23 protein-coding genes are annotated in these 23596 nt (G+C 42.3%); 7 read left to right on the top strand and 16 right to left on the bottom strand.

What is annotated here, in order from left to right:
- Positions 1 to 32 precede the first annotated feature (32 nt).
- Both MHO82_RS09045 and MHO82_RS09040 read left to right on the top strand, forming a co-directional pair.
- Positions 33 to 2357, top strand: a complete 2325-nt coding sequence (locus MHO82_RS09045; RefSeq protein WP_239183582.1) for a YgiQ family radical SAM protein — start codon at positions 33 to 35, stop codon at positions 2355 to 2357.
- 377 nt (positions 2358 to 2734) lie between these two features.
- Positions 2735 to 3508, top strand: a complete 774-nt coding sequence (locus MHO82_RS09040; RefSeq protein WP_239183581.1) for a phosphoribosylglycinamide formyltransferase — start codon at positions 2735 to 2737, stop codon at positions 3506 to 3508.
- 76 nt (positions 3509 to 3584) lie between these two features.
- Here MHO82_RS09040 and MHO82_RS09035 read toward each other — a convergent pair whose 3' ends face one another.
- Positions 3585 to 4142 carry a sugar O-acetyltransferase gene (locus MHO82_RS09035; RefSeq protein WP_239183580.1) on the bottom strand — a complete coding sequence of 186 codons (558 nt, stop codon included), beginning with the start codon at positions 4140 to 4142 and terminating at the stop codon, positions 3585 to 3587.
- 21 nt (positions 4143 to 4163) lie between these two features.
- Positions 4164 to 5270 carry a patatin-like phospholipase family protein gene (locus MHO82_RS09030; RefSeq protein ID WP_239183579.1) on the bottom strand — a complete coding sequence of 369 codons (1107 nt, stop codon included), beginning with the start codon at positions 5268 to 5270 and terminating at the stop codon, positions 4164 to 4166.
- Positions 5271 to 5638: 368 nt separating this feature from the next.
- On the opposite strand from MHO82_RS09030, the gene MHO82_RS09025 reads away from it, so the two are divergent.
- From MHO82_RS09025 to MHO82_RS09010, 4 genes are all read left to right on the top strand, one after another.
- Positions 5639 to 6220 (top strand): hypothetical protein, encoded by a 582-nt coding sequence (locus tag MHO82_RS09025; RefSeq protein WP_239183578.1) that lies wholly within the window; start codon positions 5639 to 5641, stop codon positions 6218 to 6220.
- A gap of 367 nt (positions 6221 to 6587) precedes the next feature.
- Entirely contained in the window at positions 6588 to 8054 is a 1467-nt protein-coding gene (locus tag MHO82_RS09020) for a sodium-dependent transporter (protein WP_239183577.1), read from the top strand.
- A gap of 1 nt (position 8055) precedes the next feature.
- The gene (locus MHO82_RS09015) at positions 8056 to 8151 is read left to right on the top strand and encodes a MetS family NSS transporter small subunit (RefSeq protein WP_239183576.1); all 96 of its coding nucleotides are present in this window, start codon (positions 8056 to 8058) and stop codon (positions 8149 to 8151) included.
- Positions 8152 to 8252: 101 nt separating this feature from the next.
- Positions 8253 to 10457 carry a transporter substrate-binding domain-containing protein gene (locus MHO82_RS09010; protein WP_239183575.1) on the top strand — a complete coding sequence of 735 codons (2205 nt, stop codon included), beginning with the start codon at positions 8253 to 8255 and terminating at the stop codon, positions 10455 to 10457.
- 84 nt (positions 10458 to 10541) lie between these two features.
- Here MHO82_RS09010 and ptsG read toward each other — a convergent pair whose 3' ends face one another.
- From ptsG to yceD, 14 genes are all read right to left on the bottom strand, one after another.
- Positions 10542 to 11972 (bottom strand): PTS glucose transporter subunit IIBC, encoded by a 1431-nt coding sequence (gene ptsG / locus MHO82_RS09005; RefSeq protein ID WP_239183574.1) that lies wholly within the window; start codon positions 11970 to 11972, stop codon positions 10542 to 10544.
- A gap of 435 nt (positions 11973 to 12407) precedes the next feature.
- Entirely contained in the window at positions 12408 to 13175 is a 768-nt protein-coding gene (locus MHO82_RS09000; RefSeq protein ID WP_239183572.1) for a YchF/TatD family DNA exonuclease, read from the bottom strand.
- Positions 13165 to 14151 (bottom strand): DNA polymerase III subunit delta', encoded by a 987-nt coding sequence (holB, locus tag MHO82_RS08995; RefSeq protein ID WP_239183570.1) that lies wholly within the window; start codon positions 14149 to 14151, stop codon positions 13165 to 13167. Before holB ends, MHO82_RS09000 begins: the two co-directional genes overlap by 11 nt.
- Positions 14141 to 14767: a dTMP kinase gene (gene tmk, locus MHO82_RS08990; protein WP_239183569.1), complete on the bottom strand. Its 627-nt coding sequence runs from the start codon at positions 14765 to 14767 to the stop codon at positions 14141 to 14143. The genes holB and tmk overlap by 11 nt, the downstream gene beginning before the upstream one ends.
- 2 nt (positions 14768 to 14769) lie before the next feature.
- A complete protein-coding gene (gene mltG, locus MHO82_RS08985) occupies positions 14770 to 15780 on the bottom strand; it encodes an endolytic transglycosylase MltG (RefSeq protein WP_239183568.1) in 1011 nt (336 codons plus the stop codon).
- The gene (pabC, locus tag MHO82_RS08980) at positions 15774 to 16580 is read right to left on the bottom strand and encodes an aminodeoxychorismate lyase (RefSeq protein WP_239183567.1); all 807 of its coding nucleotides are present in this window, start codon (positions 16578 to 16580) and stop codon (positions 15774 to 15776) included. Before pabC ends, mltG begins: the two co-directional genes overlap by 7 nt.
- 88 nt (positions 16581 to 16668) lie before the next feature.
- On the bottom strand, positions 16669 to 17910 hold the full coding sequence (gene fabF / locus MHO82_RS08975) for a beta-ketoacyl-ACP synthase II (protein WP_239183566.1): 1242 nt from the start codon (positions 17908 to 17910) through the stop codon (positions 16669 to 16671).
- A 99-nt stretch (positions 17911 to 18009) separates the two neighbouring features.
- A complete protein-coding gene (acpP, locus tag MHO82_RS08970) occupies positions 18010 to 18243 on the bottom strand; it encodes an acyl carrier protein (protein WP_004737381.1) in 234 nt (77 codons plus the stop codon).
- Positions 18244 to 18411: 168 nt separating this feature from the next.
- Positions 18412 to 19146 carry a 3-oxoacyl-ACP reductase FabG gene (gene fabG, locus MHO82_RS08965; protein WP_239183564.1) on the bottom strand — a complete coding sequence of 245 codons (735 nt, stop codon included), beginning with the start codon at positions 19144 to 19146 and terminating at the stop codon, positions 18412 to 18414.
- Between the two features lie 19 nt (positions 19147 to 19165).
- Positions 19166 to 20089: an ACP S-malonyltransferase gene (fabD, locus tag MHO82_RS08960; RefSeq protein WP_239183562.1), complete on the bottom strand. Its 924-nt coding sequence runs from the start codon at positions 20087 to 20089 to the stop codon at positions 19166 to 19168.
- Between the two features lie 16 nt (positions 20090 to 20105).
- The gene (locus tag MHO82_RS08955) at positions 20106 to 21059 is read right to left on the bottom strand and encodes a beta-ketoacyl-ACP synthase III (protein WP_239183560.1); all 954 of its coding nucleotides are present in this window, start codon (positions 21057 to 21059) and stop codon (positions 20106 to 20108) included.
- A 5-nt stretch (positions 21060 to 21064) separates the two neighbouring features.
- Positions 21065 to 22090: a phosphate acyltransferase PlsX gene (gene plsX, locus MHO82_RS08950; RefSeq protein ID WP_239183558.1), complete on the bottom strand. Its 1026-nt coding sequence runs from the start codon at positions 22088 to 22090 to the stop codon at positions 21065 to 21067.
- A gap of 9 nt (positions 22091 to 22099) precedes the next feature.
- On the bottom strand, positions 22100 to 22270 hold the full coding sequence (gene rpmF, locus MHO82_RS08945; protein ID WP_239183557.1) for a 50S ribosomal protein L32: 171 nt from the start codon (positions 22268 to 22270) through the stop codon (positions 22100 to 22102).
- Between the two features lie 15 nt (positions 22271 to 22285).
- Complete coding sequence (gene yceD, locus MHO82_RS08940) at positions 22286 to 22804, bottom strand: 23S rRNA accumulation protein YceD (protein WP_239183556.1); 519 nt, start codon at positions 22802 to 22804, stop codon at positions 22286 to 22288.
- Between the two features lie 135 nt (positions 22805 to 22939).
- Here yceD and MHO82_RS08935 point away from each other — a divergent pair, with 135 nt between their 5' ends.
- The gene (locus tag MHO82_RS08935) at positions 22940 to 23524 is read left to right on the top strand and encodes a nucleoside triphosphate pyrophosphatase (protein ID WP_239183555.1); all 585 of its coding nucleotides are present in this window, start codon (positions 22940 to 22942) and stop codon (positions 23522 to 23524) included.
- Positions 23525 to 23596: the final 72 nt, after the last annotated feature.

Below are 23596 nucleotides of genomic sequence, written 5' to 3'. Positions count from 1 at the left end.
TAATTCCGGCCTCTAAAATTTGAGGTTAATATATGTACAACACTAACGTTACCGCCATTAATGATTACCCGAAATATTGGGCTGAATGTTATGGCACAGCCCCTTTCCTCCCTACTTCTCGTAAAGAGATGGATCAATTAGGTTGGGATAGCTGCGATATCATCATCGTAACGGGTGATGCGTATGTTGATCACCCAAGTTTTGGTATGGCGGTGATTGGCCGTTTGCTGGAGTCTCAAGGCTTTCGTGTCGGCATTATTGCCCAGCCGAAATGGGACAACAAAGACGCTTTTATGGAACTAGGCCAACCGAATTTATTCTTTGGTATTACTGCTGGCAACATGGATTCCATGATCAACCGCTATACCTCAGATAAAAAGCTACGTCACGATGATGCGTACACACCGAATAATGAAGGAGGCAAACGCCCTGACCGTGCCGTTCTCGTTTATTCTCAACGCTGCCGTGAAGCTTACAAAGGCACACCCATTGTACTTGGTGGTATTGAAGCAAGCCTACGTCGTATTGCCCATTACGATTACTGGTCTGATAAAGTTCGTCGCTCTGTTTTGTTTGATGCAAAAGGTGACATCCTATTATTTGGTAACGCTGAACGAGCTTTAGTTGAAGTCGCTCATCGCCTAGCAAACGGCGAAGACATTAAAGAGATGACCAACATCCGCGGTACGGCTGTGAACCTGCCAGCAGCACCGGAACATTATAAAATCATCGACTCTTCTCGTATTGAGAAACCAGGAAAGGCCTTTGTGCCGATTAACCCATACACCACAGAAGAGCAATGTGAAGCAGGCAAAGCAGAGAAGAAAGAAGACAAACCACAAGTTGTCACCATTCAGCCATCACGACACGATGCCAAAACAACTGCGGTTCGTATTCCTCCTTTTGAAAAATTAAATAACGACCGTATTTTATACGCTCACTCTAGTCGCATCATGCACTTAGAGACCAACCCATACTCTGGCCGCGCACTAATCCAAAAACATGGTGACCGCGAACTATGGGTAAACCAAGCGCCAATTCCGCTTACAACCGAGGAAATGGACTTTGTATTTGGTCTACCGTACGCACGTGTGCCTCATCCTAAGTATGGCAACGCAAAAATTCCTGCATACGACATGATCAAAACCTCCGTCAATATTATGCGTGGTTGTTTTGGTGGCTGTTCATTCTGCTCTATTACCGAGCACGAAGGCCGAATCATTCAAAACCGCTCTAAAGAGTCTATTCTTGATGAGTTAGAAGAAATTCGCGACAAGGTTCCGGGCTTTACTGGTACTATCTCCGATCTTGGTGGCCCAACGGCCAACATGTACCGTCTAGGATGTTCTGATCCAAAAGCAGAAATCAACTGCCGTCGACCATCGTGTGTATTCCCTGATATCTGTAAGAAACTCGATACAGACCACCGCCATACTATCGATTTATATCGTGAAGCTCGTAAAGTAAAAGGCATCAAAAAAGTCATGATCGCCTCTGGGGTTCGTTACGATTTAGCCATTGAGTCACCAGAATATGTTCGTGAACTTGTTACCCATCACGTTGGTGGTTATCTAAAAATTGCTCCTGAGCATACGGAAAAGAATCCATTAGATCTGATGATGAAGCCAGGTATGGGAACGTACGACCGTTTCAAAGAGATGTTCGAAAAATACAGCAAAGAAGCGGGTAAAAAACAGTATCTTATCCCTTATTTCATCTCTGCTCACCCAGGTACCAAAGATGAAGACATGCTAAATCTAGCATTATGGTTAAAGAAAAATGAGTTTGAGTGTGATCAGGTACAAAATTTCTACCCATCACCAATGTGTAATGCTACTTCCATGTATTACTCAGAAACCAACCCACTAAAACGTGTGAAATATAAAAAGCGCGAAGAAGTGCCCGTTGCCAAAGGGGAACGTCAGCGCCGCTTACATAAAGCTCTACTGCGCTACCATGATCCAGCTAACTGGAAGTTGATCCGTGAAGCACTGATTGACATGGGTAAACAACACCTTATCGGTGATAGACCCAACTGTTTGGTACCTGCAGAAGGCGCAGAAGCACAACTGACCCCCGCTCAACGTCGAGGCTCTGGTCGACATGGTGCTAAACGTTTTGCTACAAAACACACGAAAAACCAACCGGATATCCGAAAACCCGATTCACGTGGTAACAAGCAGCGCAATGAGTCTCGTGGTGAGGCTAACAAGCCGAAAGCCAACGGAAACAGAAATGGCTCAAAATCGACGAATAATGGCAATAAAGGTCACGGACAGAAGCCACAATCACGTAATAAGCCATCAAACTTTAGCCAAAAGCCAAGTGGTTCAAAAAGAAAAGCACCACGAGTGTAACCTCTTTTTACCCACGGTTGCTTAGCCAATCAGTAATATTTTAAAGTTAAATCGGCACTTCTTAGTGCCGATTTCATTTGTGACCTTTATCTAAGAAAAACTTTCTTTTCAATTCCTTCCCTTGAAACTGTTATCACCACACCACATCTAATCTGTAGCAATCGTTATTATCTTTATTTGTTCATATTAGATTCAGATTCATCTGCTATGGTATATCCACTAGCAACTATGATGAATCAACAAGCAACTTAGTCACCTTTATTACCAATTTTACTAAGTGAGCTTTTGCTCTTGTTTTAACCCACGGGTTATACCGCTGCCATTCAGTCATACCTCATAAAGGTTGAAAATGGTGCAGGTATCTTCAAGGAGATGCAATGAATAAACTGCTACGTGCTGCTGTGTTAATGGTGTTAGTTTTTGGTCGTGCCCCTGTCCAAGCAGCCCCAATCACTCAATTAAAAGACGCAGAAGTTCGAGATACTGCTCAGAGTGAAGAAAACCGCAAAACCTTCCGTCATAGTTTAAGCGGTCTTTACGCAATCGAAAATTTCAATTCCCAACCTGTTCAACCTTACCAAGATTTCGACATCCTGTACTCTAAGTCTCATCAGGCGCAATTCGAATTAGAAAACTTATGTAAAGAAACAGTCTTACTTTCCAATACAAGCACATGCTTTGCTGGCATTAAATCAGAACAGAGAGCCCTAGAAAAAGTCACCACGGAGCTGAATGGTGATGCAAGTAAAATTACCGATATCGCACGTGCTACCATTATTGCTGATGATGTAAGCCAATTAATGATGGCCTATGAAGTTCTACAACGTGAGTCCACCATTGTTAAAGTTAAGAACAGATTTAAGACTCCTGCGAATTCAGGCTACCGTGATATCAACATGCTAGTTAAATTACCTAAAACAAACATTATCGCCGAAGTTCAGCTCCATTTACGTGAAATTGCGAAAGTAAAAAGTGGCCCTGAGCACGATATTTATGAAATTGTACAAGGTATTGAACGTAAAGCTGCATCAGAACAACGCATCGTGAGCGATTTTGAAGCGGCACAAATTAATAATCTACAAATTCAATCTCAACATTTATATCAACAAGCTTGGCAACAATACTTAACTCCAATACGCCAAGCCGCTTAATCTCATGCATTAACTTGATTTTATCCAGTTAAATGAAGGGGAAGTAAATCTTCCCCTTCACTACCAATCCAAACCACTACCTTAGTCTTCGTAACTCCGTTGCAGGATTTCCAGACACCATTGAAAACGGTTCAACGTCTTGACTCACGACAGAGCCCGGTAAAATCACGGCCCCTTCACCAATCGCTACTCCAGATAAAATCAAACACCCATCACCAACTCGCACATGGTTACCAATAATAATCGGCTCAGATAACTCACTTTCTCCAGCAATGCGCTCATTAGGCAGTAACGGCTGCGAAACAGAGCTGATCGTGACGGCATTACCTATCATCACGTTATTTCCTATTGTAATGTGACCGCTGTCTTTAATGGTGCACCGTAAACCAATAAATACATTGTCACCCAGCTCTAAGTTCATGCCATAATCACAAAAAAAAGCGCTATCTATCACGACATTGTTGCCTTTACGAGCGAAAAGTTTGGTGTGAATAATATCCGCTTTTTCATGAAGTTCAGGATCTAATTGGTTACGTTCGATGCATAATCGCCGCGCCGCCATCCGAAATAAACTCAGCTCTTCATCGTCTGGACTGTATGGTAATCCCTGACGCATTTTTTCAAACTCAGTCATGTTCGGTTCTATCCTATGTAGTTATTGAAAATAGTGACTATATTGCCGTATAAATTGATAACCCGCTTCAACTCCTGCCTGATAATCCACTTCTAGAGCTTCTTGTTTACTCAATAAGGGCAACGATTGCAGCGGTTTCTGAGGCGCAATTTGTATAATACAGCAATCATCTGGCGGCATGGTTAAAAAGCGCTCGGTTAGCTCATAGGTTTGATAATGGACAAGCAACATATCCACCAACCGAGAGTCAAATCGCCCCCCTGTTAAGGCCGCTAAGCGGTAAATATCATCACCGCCGAATAACCACCGCCCACCATTGAGAATATGCTCCCCTTTTTTATCTACGTGCTGTGATACAAGCTGAACAAATTTTTCTTGGGCAAATTGATGCATTGATGATTTCAGCTGCTCAAACTGACTCGTCAGATCGGAATGGAAGGCTTTGATACTCTCAAGCTTATCTAACTGATTTATCTTCGTTAAATACTCAGGTAACTTATCTAGAAACTGGCTTGATGCCTGCGGTTCTACCTCTTCTTTTCTGATTGGCTCTGTTCGAACCACAACAATAACCCGAGAGCCTCGACGCCACGCTTCTTGTACTGGAATTGCCGCAGAAACACCGCCATCTAACCAATAGTTATCATCAATTGCTACTGATTTAGGATAAAGCATAGGAATCGCACAGGTCGCTTTTAGCACCTCACTCCAATTATCTTGAAACATAGGAAAATAAGCATCTTGCAGTGTGGAACCACAAGTTACGCTCGCCAAGGCGGTTCTGTGCCTAAGAACGCCTCTGGCATTTTGCAAGTCCAGTTGAAATGGGGGGGAAGTGACGGTGCTAAGCGCCCAATCTAAATTCATGGATTGAGAGCGTCGGATATAACGAAACAAGTTAAAAAATTGATCTTGTGTCGTTACCCGAGAAACAAATGCTTTACCTAAACCTGGCTGTCGGCTCAGATAAGTACTTAGGTTTAATGCTCCAGCTGAAGTACCAATATAGAGAGAGAAAGGATCAAAAGCAGCAGATAAAAAAGCATCAAAAACCCCGGCCGTAAAAATACCTTTTTGACCACCGCCTTGGGCAACAATAGCCAATGTTCCTTGTGTATAACCACTCAAGATTGATGATTTAACAGCAGAATTAGTGTTATCACTCCTAGGATTTATCTCCACACAGACCTCTCATGCGGCTAAAAGAATAAACCTTAATATCACCTAATATATTGATATGTTCTTTTAACTGTATGACAGAAAGAGAAAATTAACTAGTGATTGCAACCAAGCCAAAAGTAATGATCCCAGAGATAGCAATAACAGTTGTTACCAACGCAAATTTAAGTTCAAACTCCATAACCAACCTCCAAAACAAAAATTACATTTCAATAACAAATATTTTGAAACATCTTCCAAGACAGTGCAATTTAAATGCGCCATTATTCAATTAACATCACAATATATCTTTCTACTTTCTAAACGGTGTTCAAATTATGCACTTTCTTGCTCTTTTACTTTTATTTTTTGCCGTTTTGCCCACAGCTTATGCCGAGCAACACTTTACATTAAGCTATGGTTTTTCTACGGGTGGAGAAGTAACAGAAAACGAGCAAGAGCAGCACACGATTAATGGAGCCCCTAGTTTTTCTGTGCGGCTAGAGACGGATATTGATGAGGGCCGAATCGGGCTGTTTTATAGCCATCAGTCATCCAAATTAGAACATTATGATTTAGACAGCCAAATAGATTACTTTCATCTCCAAAGTGCCCTAGATTACGAGTTAAAGCCTTTAATAAGTAGCTTTGTCGGCGCAAGCCTAGGTGCCAGTTACATTCAAACCCAATGGAGTAATAAGGATTATTTTTTCTCTGGAAGCCTATTCACTGGTCTGGCCTACAGCTTCTCTTCAAACATCAAGGTCAGTGCTGAAGGGCGTTGGCTATCAAGCGCCATAGAAACCCAAGCTTATGGACAATGCACTGCCCCTTCTAGCAGTTCTGAATGTAACTTAAAATTTTCGGGTAAATGGTTGCATCAAATTCAAACTCAAATCGCTCTAACTCTCACATTCTGAGGCTCAACTGTCATTTTATGAGCTGCCAACCATAAAGTTATGTTTCTCGTTTATTTTATGGTCAATATAAACCTTTTATAAGAAAGTTTTTTACGCTATCAATAATAAGAAAAGTAATACATTACACCAGACTATAAAGTAATCCATTCCAAACCAACTCACTAAGAATACCCAAATAGAACTTTTCACCATATTAGAACCTTTTTGCAACACAAGTGTTCTATTGCCTTAACCTCTTAGAGTGGTTACTCTGCACTTTATGCACAGCTATATGTTTTAGCTTATGCAAACACACATCAAAATAAATAGAACAATAAACTACCTTGAGTTCATTTCTTAGGGATATGTAGTAGTACAGGAGTTATTTATGAAACGAGAACAATGGGGATCCCGTGCTGGATTTATACTAGCAGCCGTTGGTTCCGCCATCGGTTTAGGTAATATTTGGCGTTTCCCATACATGGCGTATGAAAACGGCGGTGGCGCATTTTTTATTCCTTACCTTTTTGCCATGTTAACCGCTGGTATTCCATTTATGATCATGGAGTTCGGTTTAGGCCACAAATACCGTGGTTCTGCACCACGCACACTAGCAAAGATCAATGCAAAGTTTGAATGGCTAGGTTGGTTTCAAGTACTGATTGCCGCGGTCATCGCCGTGTACTATGTGGCCGTTATTGGTTGGGCTATCTCTTACTTTAGCATGTCTTTTACCCAAAGTTGGGGCGAGGACACCAATGCCTACTTCTTTAGCGAATACCTGAAACTTGGCGATAACTCTCCGAGCCAGTTAGGTAGTATTCAGTGGCACATTGCTATTCCAATGGTGATTGCTTGGGGTATTACGTTTGCCGCTATTTTTAGTGGTGTAAAAGGTGGTATTGAGCGAGCAAGTAAAATCATGATGCCACTGCTATTTATCATGGTTGTTGCTCTGATCGGCCGTATGGTTTTCCTACCTGGTGCTTTAGACGGTTTAAATTACTTATTCCAACCAGACTTTAGCAAAATCATGGATCCTAAAGTATGGTCTGCGGCCTACGGGCAAATCTTCTTCACCTTAAGTGTTGGTTTTGCGATCATGCTGGCTTACTCAAGCTACTTGCCTGAAAAGTCAGATATTAACAATAATGCCTTCATGACAGTTTTGATTAACTGTGGTTTTTCAATCATTGCTGGTGTACTTATTTTCTCTGTATTAGGTTACATGGCTCAAGAGCAAGGCAAACCACTAACAGATGTTGTTAGCGCAGGTGTAGGCTTGGCATTTGTTACTATTCCAGCGGCCATTAACTTACTTCCGGCACCGTATATTTTAGGCCCTCTGTTCTTCCTTGCGTTAGTGGTTGCTGGTTTAAGCTCTCATATCTCCATTATTGAAGCGGTAACTTCTGCCTTCATTGACAAGCTAAAGTGGTCACGTAAGAAAGCGGCATCTGTTGTGTGTGGTACAGGTCTTGTGATCTCACTAGCATTTGCAACAAATGGCGGCCTATTACTTCTTGACCTAGTTGATTACTTTATCAACAATATCGCCCTACTAACTAGCTGTATCATTGAGCTATTGATTATGGGCTGGTTAGTGAAGCTGTCAGATATTCGTAGCCACGTAAACAATATTTCTGAGTTCACCATTGGTAAGTGGTTCGAAATATGCTTACGTTTTATTAGCCCAGCGCTACTGGCTATCATCCTAGGTACAAACATCGTGAATACGATTACTGATGGGTATGGTGGCTATGCAACATCAGATTTACTAACTCTGGGTTGGGGCTTACTTGCAGTAATGCTAGTAGTAGCTATCGTCATCAACAAATCAAGCAAGGAGGCTTAGTATGACTGCAGGCGCAATCTTTATGATGCTGTTTGGCCTTGGTATTACTTGGGGCGGTGCGGCCTGGTGTATCAATAAAGCCATGAAAAGTAACTAAGCAATAAGATACTGATAAAAAAGCGGATTGAAAGATCCGCTTTTTTGATCTGTACTAAAAGCTATTCTTAGGCAGCTTAAAAACGAGAGACTGGATATCATATGGTATTATTTTTTTCGTTTTTCCAAATATGCAGCTCAATGTGCATTCACGCTGTTAACAGAAACTTCTCGCGCCAACTTGTCTGTTTCATATTATCCGCTCTTCTTTCTACTGTGCGACCTACCTACGCTGATGTACCAAATACTACACATCAACCTCTCGAACTCAGTATTGAACAAGAAAGCTACCTACGTAACCATCCTCCGTTACGTGTTCATGTTGAAGAAATGTGGCCACCTTTTAATTATATTGAATACGGTCAGGTTAAGGGGTTTTCAAATGATTACATACGCCTGCTCGCCACTAAACTCAGCTTAAAGGTCGACTTTGTAACTGGCCATAAATGGAGCGACTATTTGACTTTATTAAAAGATCACCAGATCGATCTCATTACCAACATGAAGATCACCGATGATCGGAAAAAATACACCTTATTTTCAAAATACAGTATGTTTGATGAAACCGATGCACTATTGGTTCAAGTCGGCAATGAACGCTATACAAGATTAGAGAATTTGAAAGGAAAAAATCTTGCCGTAGTGAAAGGCTTTTTTCATGAAGAACTACTCAAACGCCATTATCCAGAAATAAACCTTCTTTTAACCTCAAACTCTTTAGAATCCATCCATCAAGTTACAGACGGCCGAGCTGATGCTGCCATTGAAAGTTTTGCTGCTCTAAATTTTTATACCAACAAATACTTTTATTCCAATTTACACATCAGGAAAATACAATCTAACCCTATTTTCACCAGTCAACCACAACATATTGGTATTCGTAGCGATAAACCCATCCTCAAAACGATCATAGATAAAGCCATGGCATCAGTCACAGAGCAAGAACTGAATGCCCTGACAAAACGCTGGTTTTCTTTCTCAAATCAAAAGCACTATGAGTGGCCAATACAATGGACCTCCCAAGAAAAAAAGTATTTAGCACATAAAAAATTTCTTACTTTTTGTACCGAGCCGGATTGGATGCCACTGGAAAGCAGCCTCGATGACCAACATTTAGGGATTTCAGCCGACTTACTGAATCTAATAGCAAAAAAAATTGAGATCCCAATGGAGCTACTTCCAACAAAAAGCTGGGCTGAATCTTTGCAAATGATAAAAGACGGGAAATGTGACTTTTTACCTATGGCAGCCAAAACAGTCGATCGAGAGCAGTACTTAGTCTTCACACGCCCGTACTTTAAAAGTCCACTCGTCATTACCACGTTGCCCACTTTGCCTTTTATTGCCGATTTATCTTCCCTAAGCAATCATAAAATAGGGATTGTAGAAGGGTATGCACTCTTTGATATTTTAAAAAGTGAATACCCAAACATTCATTTTATTGAGGTGGACTCCATAACCTCAGGTTTATCTAAAATAAAAAAGGGGGAAATTTTTGGCTATATAGACTCACTCGAAGTGATCAGCTACGCCATCCAACGGAGCTTTCCGGATCTCATCATTAACGGAAAACTGGATCTCTCATGGCAACTGTCTATGGCAACCCGTAAAGATGAACCTATCTTGAATACCATTTTTGAAAAATCTCTGGACAGAATTGATATCAACACTCAAAAACAACTCGCAAATAAGTGGGTTTCTGTTCAATACAAACAGCACATTTCTCACCCTTATCTTGTTCCATTTTTTGCTGTACTGCTATGTATCATCAGCTTTTTATTATATCGGCAGTGGTTGCTCAAAAATTACAACCGAAAACTGCAAGAACTCTCAGAAACCGACAGCCTGACGCAAGTCTACAATCGTCGCTTACTGGATGACTTTTTGGTTAAAAGCGAATCAAAAGCCAGTCGATACGAAACTCCATTTAGTGTCATTTTATGTGATGTAGACCATTTTAAAGAAATCAATGATGAACACGGTCATTTAATCGGAGATGAGGTTTTGGTTGCCATTGCAGCCTTACTGAAAAAAAATCTACGCAAGGCAGACCTACTCGGACGCTGGGGAGGGGAAGAGTTTCTGATTATCAGCACTAACACCACGGCAGAACAAGCAGCAATAGTGGCGGAAAAATTAAGAGTTACCATCGAAAGCCACGAATTTAATCATTCAAATACCGTAACAGCCAGTTTTGGGGTTTCTCAATATTCTAAAGACTCAGAAATTAATCAGCTCCTTAACGATGCTGATGAAGCTCTGTATGCATCTAAAAAGAAAGGTAGAAATGCAGTTAGTATCTACTAAAAAGTTAACCTGATAATTAAAAACCAGGCAAAACAAAAAAGGAGACCGAAGCCTCCTTTTGATTATTATTGTTTGGAAGAATGATTAGCCTTGATTGCGAATCCACTCATCCATGTCTGTTTTCAAGTTATCTGATTTAGTACCGAAAATCGCTTGAACACCAGAGCCAGCAACAACAACACCCGCAGCGCCAAGTTGTTTCAATTTCTCTTGATTTACCGCTTCTACGTTTGCTACAGAGATACGTAGACGAGTAATACAAGCATCAAGACCTTTAATGTTATCTTTACCACCAAATGCCGCTACTAGTTCGCCAGCTAGCTCAGAGCCTGTCGCTTGCGATTTAGAATCATCTTCTTCTTCACGACCTGGAGTCTTAAGATCCATAGCTTTAATTACGGCACGGAACACTACGTAGTAGATAACAGCGTAAGCAATACCAAGACCAACAAGAAGAAGCATGTTTTCAGCACGTGGAGACTGAACGATGAAGTCAATGAAACCGTTTGAGAACGTGTGACCGTGAACAACACCCAATGCATTTGTTAGCATGTAAGCCGCGCCAGCTAATACAGCGTGGATAGCGTAAAGAACCGGAGCAATGAATAAGAATGAAAACTCAATTGGCTCTGTAATACCCGTTAGGAATGAAGTTAACGCCGCTGACGCCATGATACCCATTACTTTTGCACGGTTTTCAGGTTTTGCTGAGTGTGCAATTGCAATTGCGGCAGCAGGAAGACCGAACATTTTGAATAGGTAACCACCAGCAAGCTGACCAAAACCGTTACCAGCTGCACGTGATGCATCATCCGCAGTTAGGAAACATGTCATGATACCGTTTACTTGCTCGCCCGCAGAGTTTACACAGCTACCTGCTTCGTAGAAGAATGGTACGTTCCAGATATGGTGAAGGCCAAAAGGAATTAGAGAACGTTCAATGACACCATAAATACCAAATGCAGTTACTGGGTTTTGGTTTGCAGCCCAATCAGAGAATGTCGCAATTGCACTACCAATTGGAGGCCAAACAACAGATAGAATTAAACCAAGACCGATAGATGCAAAACCAGTTACGATTGGCACTGCACGCTTACCGGCAAAGAAGCCTAAGTATTCTGGTAACTGAATACGGTAGAAACGATTAAATGCCCAACCAGCTACACCACCAGCAAGAATACCGCCGAGTACACCTGTTTCGATGCCATCAACGCCCATCACAGTTGCCATCACTTTTAGTGTCGCAACCATAATGCCGTAACCAACAACCGCAGCAAGACCTGCTACACCATCGTTATTTGTAAAACCAAGTGCAGTACCTACCGCAAATAGCAGTGCCATTTGACCGAATACGGAACCACCCGCTTGCTCCATTAAGTGCGAAACCACTTCTGGAAGGAAACTAAAGTTGGCAGCACCAACCCCTAAAAGAATACCAGCAACTGGCAACACAGATACCGGTAGCATTAGCGCTTTACCGACCTTCTGTAAATTGGCAAATAGGTTTTTAAACATATTGTGCTCCTGAATGAGTTTTTTGATTATGGTAAGTATTAGCGGCATACCCCCGTAGCCACGGTGCTAACACCTAAACATGTAACTTTTTATTTCTATAATAAATCTGTCAATAAATATAACGCGTTCAATATCTGGCTTTCTATCCACTTTTTAAAGCAACGGGGAAAACATAATCCGGATCACATGCAAGCCTTACATCCATTCAGGAAAAACATCGTAACTACATGTATATAATGATGTTTTAATAAAATAAGCATCTAATCAAAACTCTTTCTTCAACCCTTCTGTTATTTTATGTAACGAAATTACAATCTCCGTTACCCGGTGACAGAGTGCTCAAAAAAAAGCCATAAAGATATTGCTTTATAAATATAGAAGGATAAAAACAAAAAAAGAGGCCGAAGCCCCTTTATTTACTCAAAATGTTCATTTTCATTTAAAAAAAAGATTTTTGAAATTCTCGGTGGTTTTTCGTGCAACTTCGTCTTCTGAGATCCCTTTTAGTAACCCAATGTACTTAGCCACTTCTTTTACATACGCAGGTTGGTTCTCTTTGCCACGGAATGGAACCGGAGCTAAGTACGGAGAATCAGTTTCGATGAGAATTCGATCCAGAGGTAAACGTCTCACAACATCTTTTAGCTCTATCGCTTTATTAAACGTGACAATACCAGAGATCGAAATGTAAAAGCCCAGATCCATTGCCGCTTGTGCAAAATCCCAATCTTCAGTGAAACAATGAATCACTCCCCCACAACGCTCCGCACCTTCTTCACGTAAAATGCGCAAGGTATCCTCACGAGCTTGACGAGTATGGATGATCACAGGCTTATTCAGTTCAACCGCGAGTTTTACGTGCTCACGAAAAATCGCTTGTTGTTGCTCTGCTAGCTCAGGCTGATAGTGATAATCTAAGCCGGTTTCACCAATCGCTACCACACGGTCGTTACTGGCATATTCTTTTAGTTTTTCGACATCAAACTCACTATCAATATCTAATGGGTGCACACCGCAAGACGCTGATACTTCCGTATGTGGCTTGATCAACTCCAACATTGCAGGGAAGCTGTTAAGAGTTACCCCCACAGACAGGAAATGCTCAACACCCTGTTCTTTTGCTTTATTCAGAACATCTTCTACACCTGTATGTAGATTGTCATAATCTAGCTTATCTAGGTGGCAATGAGAGTCAACTAACACCTTGTTCTCCAGTAATAAATCCAAATAGCCATTGGCTGATTAATAATTCTTCGTTTAAACCCGAATGAACATTTAACTGATTTCGTAATTCATTCAGTGATTTAAATTGTTGGTACACCGTATTAACAGAAAGTGTCGATGACAGAGTCTGAAGAGTCGCCATACTATTACAGTGAACGACGCCTTCGATAACACCTTGTTGGACTTTTTGGGTGTCTGCTAACAAATAGCTAAGCCATAACAAGCTTTCCTCACGCTCTTTACCAATCAAAGACATTATGTCAGACAATGAACCAAAACCAGATTCAATAAACGCGGTGAAGCTAGTCAGTAATTGCTGATGCTGTTTATCTTTTTTATCTTGATAAAACTGCAATGAGCTAAGAGGTAAACCTTGGCATAAACGCAAAGATTGCTTAGAGACCTCGTGGTTTCCTTGCTGCTCTAACCAACTAAGTACCATCTCTTCCCCTAAATGAGGTTGCTGCCATACATTACAACGACTTAAGATAGTCGGTAACAAGCGGTGAGTTGCCGCTGTTAATAAAATAAAATGGCAGCTTGCCGGAGGCGCTTCTAGCGTTTTTAGTAAAGCATTCGCCGCCGCTTCATTCATATTTTCAGCTGGCTCAATCACAATCACTCGTAACCCGCTTAATTGTGATGATTCCCAAGCCCAGTGGTTACACTGACGGATCTGATCCACCGTGATGGCTTTGCCTTCCTTTTCTGGCTTAACCCAATGTAAATCAGGATGCGTTTCAGAGCTAAGCAAATCACAACTGTGGCATAATCCACAAGGCTCTGTTCCTGGCGTTTGGCACAATAATGTATTCGCTAAATACGCTGCCAAGACTTCTCGGCCACTTCCAACGGGCATTGCGCAGAGCATGGCATGAGGCAAACGGTCTTGAACAATCAACGATTGCCACTGTTGCCAGGTTGGCTCTTGCCATGGGTACAACTTAGCACTCATTATCAAGCCAGCTGTTTAGTGCATTTCGAATATCATTACTGACTTCTTCCAATGTCTGGCTGGCATCAATCGTAATAATAGAATCATCTTGCTCGGCAAGTTCAAGGTAACGGGCACGAGTTCGTTCAAAGAAGCTCATTTGCATTTGCTCAATTCGATCTAACTCCCCACGGGCACGAGCACGCTCCAGCCCAATATTAGGGTCGAGATCCAAATACAGAGTGAGATCAGGTTTAAAATCACCTAACACCGTATCACGCAAATTCAGCATTAGTTCTTTATCAAAGCCTCGGCCTCCACCTTGATAAGCTTGAGAAGATAAATCATGGCGATCGCCCACTACCCAGCGCTCTTGAGCCAAGGCCGGTTTGATTACATTGTCAATGAGCTGAATTCGGGCGGCATACAAAAGAAGTAATTCCGCCATGTCGGTGAGAGGCTCATCAGGATGCCCTTCTTTTACCAATGCACGCATTTGCTCCGCTAGAGGCGTCCCACCCGGCTCACGGGTTGTTACTGGATCAATCCCGCGTTGGCTTAATACATCAATAATTAACTTAATTGCTGTGCTTTTTCCTGCGCCTTCAAGGCCTTCAATTACAATAAACTTTGCCATAATTATTTTTTCAGTGTTCTTAAATAAGCACGAACGGCACGGTTGTGCTGTACTAATGTTTTAGAGAATGTATGACCGCCTGTTCCGGTCGCTACAAAATAGAGATAGTCGCTGCTTTCAGGATTCAATGCCGCTTCAATCGCCGCTTTACCGGCCATTGCAATTGGAGTTGGTGGTAGCCCCCAAATCACATATGTGTTGTACGGCGTTGGTGCACGTAAATCTTTTTTACGAATGTTACCATCGTAATTATCCCCCATACCGTAAATAACCGTTGGGTCCGTTTGTAATCTCATACGTTTATTCAAACGGTTCACAAACACAGAAGCAATGCGCTCACGCTCAGCACTGACCCCTGTCTCTTTTTCGATAATCGACGCTAAGGTTAGCGCTTCATAAGGCGATGTTAGGGGTAACTTAGTATCCCTTTTCTCCCAACTGGCATTAACAATATCAAGCAGATCTTGATGAGCACGTCTTAGAATAGCTAAATCGGTGGTACCTGCCGTGTAATGATACGTTTCAGGTAAAAAGAGTCCTTCTAGTTTTTCTCTATCAATACCAAGCATTTTCGCAATGTCAGCTTCTGACTTGTCCGATAAAATGTGCTTAATTTGTGGTGCTTTTTGCAGCTCTATTTGCCAATCTGTAAATCGACTACCTTCTACAAACGTGATGGCAAACTGGTGTTCTTGCCCAGAATTTAGCTGAACTAACAACTCTCTCAGACTAATACCAGGTTCCACCCAGTACGTTCCTACCTTCAGGTTCGCTAACTCAGGAGCAAGATAAGGAACAAAGCGAGCCCACTCAATGCCTTGAATCTTGTCACCTTGATGCAGTTGAGCCAGTTTTTTGCGCAAATGCATACCTGGCTTCACTGTGATCAATTCAGCTTTTGATAATGCAACGGGCTGAGAAAGAAAGCCTAATGCTTGCTGATATCCCCAATAAACGCCAGCAGCACTGATTAATGCCACGATAAAAATAAACGTAACTAACTTCTTTAACACAGGTTCAACGTCTCCTGGATTTGTCGTGTAACGGTATGGCTCGTAAACTCCTGAGAGCCAATGCGATTAACGGGTACAATTTGCATAAGAGAATTGGTGATAAACACTTCATCAGCACCTAACAACTGCTCTAACGGCCATGTTACCACTTTATAACAAAGCCCAATACTCTTAGTAAGAGAGAGAACGTGACGTCTCATGACCCCATCAACCCCAGCCAATGTAGTGGCGGGAGTATATAAAACTTTATCTCGAACCCAAAACAGATTCGCCACCGATGTTTCCACCACATTGCCATCAAGGCCGCATACAACCCCATCTATAGCATTAAGCCGACTCAGCTCTTGCTTGATTAATACTTGCTCTAAACGGTTATTGTGTTTAATCCCTGCGAGCAGTGGGTTATGACCTAACTGAGTTTTGCATATTGCTAGATCAATGCCTTTATCTGCCCACTCTAGATAGTGTTTGGGAAAATCAAAACTGGATATAACAACTTGAGTTGCATTACATCCATCAGAACCATAGCCACGTCCACCCTGCCCTCGGCTAATTAAGATTTTAATACCATATAGCGTTTTCGGGCTTTGAACGCTCACTAACCACTCTTGGATTGCCTCCCAATCGGGTTCTTTGATACTCAGCCGGGATAACGCCAACTGCAACCTCTCTTTATGATAAAGCCACAGCTGTATATTCCCGCCTTTAACCAGCATCGTCGTAAAACAGCCATCACCGTATTGAAACCCACGATCAGCAATCGATAATTCCGTTCGCTTTATTCCATTAACTAAGTACATCTGATCTCATTGGCCTAAAATTGCACGCATAAAAAAACGGCTTGATAAAATTATCAAGCCGCTTAGGTTACTATCAATACTGTTGGTATTACATCTTTTTAAAGATAAGAGTACCGTTAGTACCACCAAAACCAAAAGAATTACACACTGCGTAATCAAGGTTTACTTGGCGTGCTTCACCTGGAACGTAGTCCAAGTCACAACCTTCGTCTGGGTTATCAAGGTTAATCGTTGGTGGCACCGCTTGATCAACCAAAGACATTGCCGTAATGATAGCTTCAACAGAGCCAGCGGCACCTAAAAGGTGGCCAGTCATTGATTTAGTAGAAGAAACCAATACTTTCTTCGCTGCAGCTTCACCAAGAGCACGTTTAATACCTAAAGTCTCAGCAACATCGCCTGCTGGAGTAGATGTACCGTGGGCATTAACGTAACCAATCTGGTCAGTGCTGATTCCTGCATCACGAATCGCCGCTTCCATAGCAAGTGCACCACCAGAACCATCAACACTCGGTGATGTCATGTGGTAAGCGTCACCGCTCATACCAAAACCAACTAATTCACAGTAGATCTTTGCACCACGAGCTTTTGCGTGTTCGTACTCTTCAACAACCATCATACCAGCACCATCACCAAGAACAAAACCATCACGGTCTTTATCCCATGGGCGTGAAGCCGCTTGCGGATCATCATTACGAGTAGAAAGCGCTTTAGCAGCAGCAAAGCCGCCCATACCTAGTGGTGTTGATGCTTTCTCAGCACCACCCGCTAGCATTGCATCAGCATCGCCATAAGCAATCATACGAGCAGCATGACCAATATTATGAAGGCCAGTTGTACATGCGGTTGAAATCGCAATGTTCGGACCACGTAAACCGTGCATGATCGATAAATGACCAGCAATCATGTTTACGATAGTTGATGGAACAAAAAACGGGCTAATCTTACGAGGCCCTTTGTCTAACAAATTCACGTGATTTGTTTCGATAAGACCTAAGCCACCAATACCAGAACCAATAGCAACACCAATACGCGTACCATTTTCTTCTGTAACTTCAAGGCCAGAGTCTTTTAATGCTTGAATACCAGCAGCGACACCGTATTGGATGAATAGGTCCATTTTACGGGCATCTTTTTTGGACATGTACTCTTCGCAGTTAAAGTCTTTAACCATACCTGCAAAACGAGTAGCAAAGTCTGATGCATCAAAATGTTCGATATTGCTGATACCACTTTGACCAGCAAGAAGGGCTTTCCAGGACGTTTCAACGGTGTTACCCACCGGTGATAACATACCCATGCCAGTGATAACTACACGACGCTTGGACACGATTCGATTCTCCGGAGTATGTAGATTTTCAGTAGATTGGATAGGATGACGTAGTCTAATAAAACTCAGGCGGTCAAGGAGACCGCCTGGGGATGTTTCTTACTGTGCGCTAGTCACGTAGTCGATAGCAGCTTGAACAGTTGTGATCTTCTCAGCTTCTTCATCTGGAATCTCAGTGTCAAACTCTTCTTCTAGTGCCATAACTAGCTCAACTGTGTCTAGTGAGTCAGCACCTAGATCATCAACGAAAGAAGCTTCGTTTTTAACTTCTGCTTCATCAACACCTAGTTGTTCAACGATGATTTTTTTTACGCGTTCTTCGAGGTTGCTCATTTTTCTCTTTTCCTTTACAGATTCGCTGATGTGCGATATTTGCTGTAGTTTATTCAATATTAAGAAAGTTGCAAGAGCCACTTTGCTGGTCAAACCACGATTTTCGTGATTTTTCACAGGATTTTAGCTCAAAATTGATGCAAGTCATCAACTGCGGCAACTTTCTGATTAAACCATGTACATGCCGCCATTTACGTGCAGTGTTTCACCAGTGATGTATGCTGCGTCTGGAGATGCAAGGAATGCAACTGTTGCAGCAATTTCACGAGGGTCGCCTAAACGGCCTGCTGGGACTTGGGCTAGTGTCGCAGCTCGTTGGTCATCATTCAAGGCTTTAGTCATGTCAGTTTCGATAAAACCTGGCGCAACTGTATTTACCGTAACACCACGAGAAGCAACTTCACGAGCTAATGACTTAGTAAAACCAATCACACCCGCTTTCGCTGCCGCGTAGTTAGCTTGACCTGCGTTACCCATAGTACCAACCACAGAGCCAACATTAACAATACGACCACTACGCTTCTTCATCATGCCACGTAATACCGCTTTAGACAGACGGAAAATAGAAGTCAGGTTAGTGTCCATGATATCTTGCCATTCGTCATCTTTCATACGCATAAGCAAGTTATCACGCGTGATACCCGCATTATTGATTAAGATATCTAAATCACCAAATTCAGCTTTAATCGCTTTTAGTGCCTCTTCAACTGATTCAGCTGAAGTCACGTTCAGCGCCATACCTTTACCGTTTTCACCAAGGTATGCACTAATCGCTTCTGCACCACCTTCCGATGTCGCTGTACCAATTACCGTAGCACCACGCTCAACAAGAAGTTCAGCAATTGCGCGACCAATACCTCGGCTTGCACCTGTAACTAGTGCAACTTGTCCTTCAAGGCTCATTTTATCCCCTTAAATATAATTACTTAGCAGCATCAAGGCTTGCTGGATCATTCACAGCAGCAGCACTTAATTTGCGATCAATTCGTTTTGTTAAACCAGTTAAAACCTTACCTGGTCCCATTTCTAATAGTGACTCAACGCCCTCTGCCGCCATCTTTTCTACCGCTTCAGTCCAGCGAACTGGGCCGTAAAGCTGGCGTACAAGTGCATCTTTAATTGCTTCTGGTGCAGTTTCAGCTTGAACATCAACATTGTTGATCACTGCAACTTCAGGTGTTTTAAATTCAATTTCTTGCAGCTTTTCAGCTAATTTATCAGCCGCAGGCTTCATTAATGCACAATGTGACGGCACAGATACAGGCAAAGGCAGCGCACGTTTGGCACCAGCTTCTTTACATAAAGCGCCAGCACGCTCAACAGCGTCTTTGTTACCCGCGATCACTACCTGACCTGGCGAGTTAAAGTTTACTGGAGAAACAACCTCACCTTGGGCCGCTTCTTCACATGCTTTAGCGATCGCATCATTATCAAGGCCGATAATTGCATACATAGCACCAACACCAGCCGGTACTGCTTGCTGCATTAGCTGACCACGCAGTTCTACTAATTGAATCGCTTCCTTAAATTCAATAACACCAGCACAAACCAGTGCAGAGTATTCGCCAAGGCTGTGCCCAGCTAATACTGCTGGCTGTTCATTACCTTGTTCTTGCCATACTCGCCAAATAGCAACAGATGCCGCTAACAATGCAGGCTGAGTGCGAAAAGTTTCATTAAGATCAGCGGCAGGACCGTTTTGGACTAATGCCCAAAGATCATAACCAAGCACTTCTGATGCTTCTGCGAAAGTTTGAGTGACAACTTCATGCTGCTCAGCTAACTCAGCAAGCATACCAACAGCTTGAGAGCCTTGGCCTGGGAATACAATTGCTAACTTACTCATTATGTTTTCCTAACTATTAGAATTTGACTAGGGCTGAGCCCCAAGTAAATCCACCACCAAACGCTTCAAGAAGTAAGGTTTGGCCTCGTTTAATTCTTCCGTCACGTACAGCTTCATCTAATGCCGTAGGCACTGTCGCTGCGGACGTATTACCATGGCGATCAAGCGTTACAACAACTTGTTCCATGGACATAGACAGCTTTTTAGCCGTTGCCGAAATGATACGAAGGTTCGCTTGATGAGGAACCAGCCAGTCAAGTTCCGACTTATCCATATCATTAGCTTTAAGGGTTTCTTTTACCAAGTTAGATAACTGGGTTACTGCAACTTTAAAAACTTCATTGCCTGCCATGTGTAGCCAATCGTCATCAGACTCTTGACCACGGGCAGGAGTTGGTAGGCTTAATAAGTCGCCAAAACGACCATCAGCATGAAGATGAGTAGAAATAATACCCGGCTCTTCACTTGCTCCTACCACAACAGCACCGGCACCATCACCGAATAAAATAATGGTAGAGCGATCAGTTGGATCACAAGTGTGGGATAAAGTGTCCGACCCAATCACTAGCACATTTTTGGCCATGCCCGTTTTAATATGCTGATCTGCAATGCTTAACGCATACACAAAACCTGAGCATGCTGCTGCAATATCAAATGCAGGACAACCTTTAATGTCCAACATTCCCTGAACTTGGCAAGCTGCTGACGGGAAAGAGTGACTTGAACTCGTCGTCGCGACGATAATTAAGTCGATGTCATCTTTTTCAATGCCAGCCATATCAATTGCATTCAGCGATGCCTGATAAGCCATTGTGGATACCGTTTCATCTGCAGCCGCAATTCGACGTTCACGAATGCCTGTTCGAGCGACAATCCACTCATCATTAGTATCTACCATTTTCTCTAGATCTGCGTTACTACGCACCTGAGCCGGCAGGTAGCTGCCTGTACCAAGAATTTTGCTATACATGAAGACTAATAATGCCTCTCGAGTAAAACTGCTTCCAAACGATCACTTATTCGACTAGGTATTTGCCGTTTGACCTCGTGTACCGCTTCGCCTATTGCGTTAATAAAAGCGGGTATATCAGCACTTCCGTGGCTTTTAATCACAATACCGCGCAATCCTATCAGACTTGCACCATTGTACTGGTCGGGGTTCAGCTGTTTTAAATTATTAAATAGATCACCAAATAACCATTTAGCAATAAAACGCTTAAATGGCGAGGTGGAAATGTGAGATTTAATTTGATCTAAGAAAAGATGAGCGACCCCTTCACTGGTTTTGAGGCAAACATTACCGACAAAACCATCACAGACAATCACATCAGCACTGTCTTTATAAAGCTGATCGCCTTCAATATATCCAACAAAATTAATTTCAGAGCAGTCCGCTAGCATTTCTGCGCAGCGCTTTACTAAATCATTGCCTTTGATCTCTTCAGCACCAATATTTAGTAACCCGACTCGAGCTTTACGCCCAAGATCTTGCTCTGCTAACTCGGATCCCATCACCGCAAATTGAAAAAGGGTATCTGCATCACAGGAAACATTAGCACCGAGATCCAATAGCCACGTTTTATTACCGGATTCTGTTGGCAGCGCTGAAATCAATGCAGGACGCTCTACCCCAGGTAATAATTTTAAACGAAAACGTGATAATGCCATTAACGCACCAGTATTGCCGCCGCTAACGCAAGCATCCGCTTTTCCTTCAGCCACTAAATCTAGGGCCAAACGCATTGAGCTACCAGTACTGTTTCTTAAAGCATGAGATGGACGAGTTGAATTGTCGATTACATTGTCACTGTGAACAATGGTAAATCTTGAATTAGGGATATAACTTAGACGTGTAAGTTGGGCAGTGATCGCGTCACGATCACCGATGACTATAACTTTTAGCTCTGGGAATTGCGACAATGCCTGCACGACGGCAGGCACTGTAACTTGAGGACCGAAATCCCCACCCATTGCATCAAGTGCAACGGTAAGACCAATCAAGGTTCAACCTTATTTGTTGATTACCTTGCGGCCACGGTAGAAACCGTCAGCTGTAACGTGGTGACGTAGGTGAGTTTCGCCACTAGTTGAATCTACTGATAATGCTTTAGTAGTCAACGCATCGTGTGAACGACGCATGCCACGCATTGAACGTGATTTTTTGCTTTTTTGTACGGCCATTGACCCTACTCCTTGTTACTGTTTTAAATTTTTTAAAACATCGAATGGATTCGGTTTCTCTTCCTCTTCAGGAATTTCACCAAATACCAAATTGTTTGAATCTACCTGACAATCAACTTCATCATGCATGGCAACTTGAGGCAGTGCTAACATGAACTCATCTTCGATAAGCTCAATAAGATCTAACTCGCCAAATTCATTCAATTCTACGAAGTCGTACTCTTCTGGTACTCCTTCTGCTTTTTCGTCATTATAAAATGGCGTATAAGCGAATGAAATATTGAACTCTTGAGTATAGTTCTCATTACAGCGCTGACACTCCAACGACACGTTTACGTTAGCTTTACCAGAGATAACGATGAGTCGCTGTTCATCAACCTTGAATGATAATGTGACTTCAGCATCACTATTTACGCCTTCGGTGGATTCTGCTAGTCGCTTTAAAAGGCTCGACTGGATGATACCATCGTAATCAAGTCTCTTTTGAGCGGCACGAGCTGGATCGACCGTTCGCGGTAATTTTACCTTTTGCATAGGGCGCGCATGTTATCTTTCTAATGCCTTAGAGTCAAAGGAAAAGGCACAAATTCTTATGCTTTTTTAGTATTCGTTGCTATTCCGCTCAAGATATCAATAATCACATAAAATATTTTTAACAGTGAGCGAATTATGAAACCTACGATCGTGCTGGCCTCAACCTCCCCATTCCGACGATCTATTTTAGAAAAACTGCAGATCCCTTTCATCTGTGTTTCACCCAATTGCGATGAAACCCCATTTGATAATGAGCCCGCGATGGATCTAGTGAAACGTTTAGCGGAAAAAAAAGCGAGATCCTGCAATGATCTCCCCCCTAACAGCTTGATCATTGGATCCGATCAAGTCTGCGTAATCAACGAAAAAATTGTTGGTAAACCACACACAAAAGAAAAAGCCATTGAACAATTAAGCCAAGCTAGCGGCCAATGTGTCTCTTTTTATACTGGGCTCTCCCTCTACAACAACACATCAAACACCGCACAAACTATATGTGAAGTTTTCAAAGTCCACTTTCGTGAGCTGACTCCGCTGCAAATCGAAAACTACATAGAAAAAGAACAGCCACTTAACTGCGCTGGCAGCTTTAAAAGTGAAGGCCTTGGCATCGCATTATTTGACAGATTAGAAGGAAAAGATCCCAACACACTAATTGGGCTTCCTCTCATATCTCTCATTGATATGCTTGAAACAGAAAACTACTCAATCTTAAAGTAGTTTAAGATAAGTAAATAAAAAGCGAGCTACACAACTCGCTTTTTATGTTTTTTTATTTTTTGCAACAAAAGC

This window comes from Vibrio sp. Of7-15, assembly GCF_022347565.1.
GTDB lineage: Bacteria > Pseudomonadota > Gammaproteobacteria > Enterobacterales > Vibrionaceae > NORP241.
The sequence above is the reverse complement of the archived record's forward strand: the minus strand, read 5'-3'. Positions and strand labels throughout refer to the sequence as shown.